This is a genomic window from Sphingomonas sp. CCH9-F2, assembly GCF_001556735.1.
Taxonomy (GTDB): domain Bacteria; phylum Pseudomonadota; class Alphaproteobacteria; order Sphingomonadales; family Sphingomonadaceae; genus Sphingomonas; species Sphingomonas ginsenosidimutans.
Window position 1 is genome coordinate 1 of record NZ_LSJO01000546.1, and the last position, 5,937, is coordinate 5,937.

Here is a 5,937-nt window from a genome sequence, read left to right on the forward strand (position 1 = left end):
AGTATCGTCGGCACTGGCGAACGCCAAGCGCGCCGGGTTACCTCCGCGCTGACGAGTCTCGGCGTGCTGACGGCCGACAGTTCCCGGGCGCCCCTGCAGATCGCCTTTCCTGCCACGCTGGCGGGGCGCTGGATGCCGGGACTGTTCCCAGAAGCGCGTAGCGGCTTGCGTCAGCCGCTGGAATCATCAGCGGTGCGACACGGGGCGGCCAATGGTAAGGTGTCGTGACCGCGATGATGCGGATCAACTCGACGGAGGCAACCTTCCCGTTCTTCAGCCGCAACGACTTCCAGGGTCAGCCCAGCAGCCGTGTTTACCGACCCTACAAGGCATTCGAGATCATCCTCGACCGTGTTCTCGGCGAACGGGTGAGAGCGGATGGCGCGTGCGCTGTCGACCTCTGGTGTGCGCTCGCCAACATTCGTTGGTCCGGTCCAGATGGCATGGACGTCTCCTACGGCTTCAGGCGGGCCGGCGAGGTGGTGTCCTGGGTGCGCGAGGAGGGAGACTATCTCACCTGGTATTGCAGCGGCGAGCCAGGGCACGTTGCCACTTGGATCGACAGAGCGCTCGCGGTAGCGGGATGGTCGTGGAGGCGGTTGGAACCGGACGCCGCGGACACCGGCGAGAGGGCCGACGACAGTTAGCGCTTGGCGTAGAGTTCGGGCTGCCGCTCCACGACAGAACGGCGGACCGCGCGCAGCCGAATGGCTTCCGGTCGAGCGAAAACGGGTACTGATTGCGTGTAGGCCGATCAGGAGTGTGGACGCCCACAAGTAGATAGTTTGGAAATGCCAATCGCGACACTTTGCCCAGCGGCAAAGTGTCGCAGCCGACAGAAACGCCGCCGGCCGAACCGGAGTAACCGTCCGGTGAGCCGCGTGTTGTCCAAACCGGCGTAGCCATCGATGTCTGGACCTGTGGTGGTCTCCTTCTGGAGTCCAGAAGGAGGTCAGGAGATGGGGCGGATGGAGGTCATCACCCGGACGGAGCGCCGGCGGACCTACAGCGAGGCGGAGAAGGCGGCGGTGGTCGCCGAGGCGTCGGCGCCGGGCGTGACGGTGCGCGAGGTGTCGCAGCGGCTCGGCATCGCGGAGAGCCTCATCTACAACTGGCGTTCGGCGCAGCGGAAGGCGGTGAGCATCGCCAGCGAGCCGTTGCAGTTCATCCCGTATGGCGTGGTGACGGACGTCGTTCCGACTGAACCGAGTATGGCGCTGATGCCGGCCACACCTGCACCGGCACCCGCCAAGCCGTCGCCATCTGCGGCACCGGCGGAAGACCTGGTTCGCCCGCATCCAGGGACGCGACCGGGCAGCATCGACATCGACTTGGCCAGCGGTGTCCGACTGTCGGTCGACAGCTACGTCAACGAGAAGGCGCTCGCCCGCGTGCTGCGGGCACTGGGGCATGCATCGTGATAGCGCTGGCGCCGGGCACCAAGGTGTATCTCGCCTGCAAGCCGGTGAGTATGCAGAAGGGCTTCGACGGACTGACCGCGCTCGCCAGCCAGGTGCTCGGCGCCGACCCGTATTCGGGTCACCTGTTCGTGTTCCGGGGCAAGCGTGGCGACTATCTCAAGGCGCTGTACTGGGACGGCTCGGGCATGTGCCTGTTCGCCAAGCGGCTGGAGAAGGGCCGGTTCGTCTGGCCCCCGCTGGTCGATGGCGGCATCGTACTCAGCCCCGCGCAGCTGGCACTGCTCATCGAGGGCATCGACTGGCGACGCACCGTAGCGCTGGCCCCGGTGACCGCGCCGACCCTCATCTAAACGGCGCTTTTCGGTCCTTTTCGCTTGGCCTGAGTCGGCCCGGTGGTAGGATGGGCCATGTCGCTGGCGATGGTCGATCTCCCCTCCGACCCGGACGAACTGCGCGCCTTCGCACAGGCGTTGCAGGCCCAACACGCAGCCACCGCTGCGGAGTTGGCCGGCACCGTTGCCGAGCTTCGCGCAGCCAAGGCGACCATTCAGCTGACCGCGCTGGAGATCGAGAAGCTCAAGGTCCAGCTGGCGCGCCTCAGGCGCATGCAGTTCGGCCAGTCGTCCGAGCGGCTCACCCGTGAGATCGAGCAGCTGGAGCTGCGGCTGGAGGAGTTGGAGACCGTCGAGGCCGAGGCGACCAGCGCGTCCGTCGACGCCGGTGTGCCGCCACCCGCCCGCGAGAAGCGCCGCCCCAAGCGCCTGCCACTGCCCGACCACCTGCCGCGCCAGGAAGTCGTCCACGCCGCCCCGCACGCGGATGGCTGCGGCGCGTGCGGCGGGACCATGTCGGCGTTGGGCGAGGACGTGACCGAGGTGCTGGAGTATGTGCCCGGCCGCTTCCAAGTCGTCCGTCACGTCCGTCCCAAGCTCGCCTGCCAGCGCTGTGACGCCATCACCCAGGCACCCGCACCGGCGCTGCCCATTCCGCGCGGCAAGGCCGGTCCCGGCCTGCTCGCGCACGTGCTGGTGTCCAAGTATGCCGACCATCTGCCACTCTACCGGCAGGCGGAGATTTACGCCCGCGAAGGTGTCGACCTCGACCGTTCGACCATGGCGGACTGGGTCGGCCAGGTCAGCTGGTTGCTCCAGCCATTGGTCGACCACATCCGTGCCCATGTATTTGCGGCCGACAAGATCCACACCGACGACACGCCGGTCCCGGTGCTGGCGCCGGGCAGTGGCAAGACGAAAACCGGAAGGCTCTGGGTCTATGCCCGCGATGACCGGGGCTGGCAGGGCATCGGTCCACCGGCAGCAGCCTACTTCTACACGCCCGACCGCAAGGGTGACCGACCGCGCGCGCACCTCGCTGGCTTCAGCGGGTTCCTGCAGGCGGACGGCTATGCGGGTTACGACCAGCTGTACGATGGACGGCGACAGCCCGGCCCCATCGTCGAGGTCGCGTGCTGGGCGCATGTCCGGCGCAAGATCTACGACGTTTGGAAGGCGACAGGCTCGACCACGGCACGCACCGGCGTGAGCATGATCGACCTGATGTATGAGGCGGAAGAGCTGGGACGCGGGTTGCCGCGGGAGGACCGGCTCGACCGACGCAAAGTCGTCAGAGTGGGCGTGAACGGCTTCTTCAGCTGGGCCGAAGACACCATGCGCCGTATCTCGGGCAAGGGCGCGCTGGCGGACGCCATCCGCTATGCCGTGAAGCGGCGCGAGGCGCTGACCCGCTTCTGCGACGACGCGCGGCTCGAGGCGGACAACAACCGCGCCGAGAACTGCCTCCGGCCCGTCGCGCTCGGGCGCAAGAATTATCTCTTCGCCGGTTCCGACAAAGGCGGTGAGCGGGCAGCGGCGATCTACACCCTCATCCAGACCGCCCGGCTCAACTTCGTCGACCCGCAAGCCTGGCTGCGCGATGTGCTTACCCGGATCGCCGACGGGCATCCGGCAAACCGCATCGGTGAGCTCGCGCCGTGGCATTTCTCCAACACCTGAATCATCCGGGTAGAAAGCCTTGTGCGCGTGCCGTTCAACGGCGAGCCGCAGGTCTGTCGAGAACTGCTACTATAACGGTGACGATGAAAGGTGAGAGCAGCATGAGCAGTGCGCCGAACATATCAACTCCGGAGCCGTCCGGCGCTCGCTGGTAGGCAATACCCTTTGCAAGCCACCACCCGTTAGCTGCCAACGTAAGTGTCAAGCCAAGTAGCCACGGCAGGAGCCGCGTAGAGGAACGAAGTGCCAAATACAGAAAAGGAAATGCTGTCAGCACGGCATTGGTTGTGACCACGCCAATTTCGCTCAGATCGATGTCACGGCTCAACGCAGCCGCAAAAATCAGTCGCTCACCGATGGACACGGCAGCGCCAATCACGATTGCGAGAACAATGAGTGCTACCCGGAGGGAGCGTCGGTGCGCCTCTGCCATGCGCTACCATATGCTCGCTCCGAAGGGTTCGCTAGTCGCTGCCCGGTGGACCGTCAGTTTTAGATGATACGGCACTGGCCGGACGCATACGAACCGGAAGGGATTCACACGATTCCCGTTTCGTGCTTCTCCTGTTCCCATGATTCAAGGTGACTTGTTCTCCGCATCCCCGGTGGCCCCGCCGAGGATTTCGTCCCAGACGCCCTTAGCCGAGGGTCTGCCGTCGATCATCGATGTTATCGCGCAGGTGTCGACCCGGCCGCGCTACGCCTTCATGGTCTTGAACCTGATCGCGCGCGCGGCAGGGCAGGGGGGCAAGGCAGGACCCTACGTCCTCCGGCAGGGGCAGGCCGTTCGGCTGCGCGACTGGTTGTGCGACTCCCTCGCTCCCATGGCAGCCCGCGATCATAAGCGGGCAGCGCTGGCCGAGCAGGTGAGGGTGGAACTGGCAGGGCAGGAGCAGCTGCCAGGAGACCCTGACGCAGCGTCACGACTAGTGGAGCAAGTGGTGCTGGAGCGGGTGCGCCGCTCCGGCCGGTGTAATGTCAGCCGGGCGGTGTCCGAGCTGGTCCGGGCAGGGCTGGTCCGGCGCCACTATGAGGGCTGGCGAGTAGATCACCACAATCGAGGCGCCCGGCGCGAGGCGGTGTACACGTTATTGCCCGATACGATGCGCGCACTAGGCAAGGCGTAGAGCTAAATCCGCGCTGGTCATGACAACCCTCAGTCTGCTGGATCAGGGTCGCATGGCAATTTGACGCTCTTGAGCTTGCCCGTGAGCTAGGCTTACTGTCGCGAGACCCGCCGGCAGGAATTGCTTGCCAGTCCAGAAGCCGCTCGAGTGTACGCTCTCGGCGGCTCCTGCTTATGATTTAAGAAGCGCTGTGATCTCAGCCATCCAGCGCGGCGAGATCAGGCTGTTACGGATCAGCTCGGTGGCGCTGGACGGGATCAGCGGGGGAGTCGTGCGCGATCCGAGAAACAGGGCGGTGCTTGACCTTGGTGACGAGCGGTCTGACCGTCGGCGAAGTCAGCCTGCCGATCACCTAAGCAAGTCCAAGCGAGGTGCTCCGACCCTTTGCCGATGCAATCAGCTTCGACGTCGCGACGGGAACGATCGCGCTAGTCGGGCCGGTGCCATGGACGCCGCTTGCGCGGCGAGACGGGGAGGCGCATATTACTGTCATGGCGACCCGGTCCGATACGATTACCACCAAGGGGAGCAAGCCAGGCGTGCTCGGGCGCAGCGCAGCGACGGGCCGTTACGTTCTGGCGCCGGTGGCAACCAAGAAGGCGACCGTCTCCGACCAGCGTATCGCCGCGGCAGTGAAGAGCGTTCTGGCCAAGAAGAAGTAGTTTGCCGGTCGTTCAGACGTCGACGGATGACGTCTTCATCAATTGCCCCTTCGACGATGCGTTCGCGCCAACGTTCCGCGCACTGATCTTCGCCATTCTCGTCTGCGGCTTTCGCCCGCGCTCGGCGCGCGAACTGGATGACGGTGGCCAGACTCGGATTGACAAGATCTTCGCTCTAATCGAGCAGTGCCGCTACGGCATTCATGACCTGTCACGCACCGAGCTGGACGCGGTCAACAACCTGCCGCGCTTCAACATGCCGCTCGAACTCGGGCTGTTCCTTGGCGCCAAGCGCTACGGTGGCCAACATCAGAAGGTCAAGCGTATCCTGATCCTCGACGTGGAGCAGTTCCGCTACCAGCGTTTCATCTCCGATCTGGCTGGCATGGACATCCACGAGCATGGGGGCGACCCGACTCGAGCACTTCGCGAGGCGCGTGATTGGCTCGCCAACGTGTCGCGTCGCGAGCTGCCGAGCGCCGACCGCGTGCAGCGCGTCTATAAGGCGTTTCTGGCCGACTTGCCCGATCTGGCGGCCGTGCTAGAGTTTCACCCAGATCGGATCCCGTATGTCGATTTCGAGCGGGTCGTCGGGCGATGGCTGATCGAAGCGCCGGCCGCGATTGGGGCAGCTTGAGGCGCCGCTGAGCCGTTACGCTCTTGTTCCTGCCAGTTAGAAAAGACACAATCCGCGCCAGATAGAGATGGCACACGT

Annotated in this window: 7 protein-coding genes and 1 pseudogene; 7 read left to right on the forward strand and 1 reads right to left on the reverse strand. The window is 65.1% G+C overall.

Translation table 11 applies throughout. The annotated features are described in order from the left end of the window. The 5 genes and pseudogenes from AX685_RS23205 to tnpC all read left to right on the forward strand — a co-directional run. Window positions 1–228, forward strand: a pseudogene (locus AX685_RS23205) (Fic family protein); the annotation flags it as partial. Next, window positions 225–647, forward strand: coding sequence for a hypothetical protein (locus AX685_RS15355; RefSeq protein ID WP_020486653.1), 423 nt, complete (start codon window positions 225–227; stop codon window positions 645–647). The pseudogene AX685_RS23205 and the gene AX685_RS15355, both read left to right, overlap by 4 nt. Window positions 648–959: 312 nt before the next feature. Next, window positions 960–1,421, forward strand: a complete 462-nt coding sequence (gene tnpA / locus AX685_RS15360; protein ID WP_066490187.1) for an IS66-like element accessory protein TnpA — start codon at window positions 960–962, stop codon at window positions 1,419–1,421. Further along, window positions 1,418–1,771 (forward strand): IS66 family insertion sequence element accessory protein TnpB, encoded by a 354-nt coding sequence (gene tnpB, locus AX685_RS15365; protein ID WP_066490190.1) that lies wholly within the window; start codon window positions 1,418–1,420, stop codon window positions 1,769–1,771. The genes tnpA and tnpB overlap by 4 nt, the downstream gene beginning before the upstream one ends. A 57-nt stretch (window positions 1,772–1,828) precedes the next feature. Further along, window positions 1,829–3,433, forward strand: a complete 1,605-nt coding sequence (tnpC, locus tag AX685_RS15370; RefSeq protein WP_066490192.1) for an IS66 family transposase — start codon at window positions 1,829–1,831, stop codon at window positions 3,431–3,433. Window positions 3,434–3,467: 34 nt separating this feature from the next. Here tnpC and AX685_RS21750 read toward each other — a convergent pair whose 3' ends face one another. Then, complete coding sequence (locus tag AX685_RS21750; RefSeq protein WP_197418646.1) at window positions 3,468–3,797, reverse strand: hypothetical protein; 330 nt, start codon at window positions 3,795–3,797, stop codon at window positions 3,468–3,470. 1,134 nt (window positions 3,798–4,931) lie between these two features. Here AX685_RS21750 and AX685_RS15380 point away from each other — a divergent pair. Together AX685_RS15380 and AX685_RS15385 are read left to right on the forward strand one after the other, a co-directional pair. Next, window positions 4,932–5,222 (forward strand): hypothetical protein, encoded by a 291-nt coding sequence (locus AX685_RS15380; protein WP_066490195.1) that lies wholly within the window; start codon window positions 4,932–4,934, stop codon window positions 5,220–5,222. A 1-nt stretch (window position 5,223) separates the two neighbouring features. Continuing rightward, window positions 5,224–5,859 carry a hypothetical protein gene (locus AX685_RS15385; RefSeq protein ID WP_066490197.1) on the forward strand — a complete coding sequence of 212 codons (636 nt, stop codon included), beginning with the start codon at window positions 5,224–5,226 and terminating at the stop codon, window positions 5,857–5,859. Window positions 5,860–5,937 lie beyond the last annotated feature (78 nt).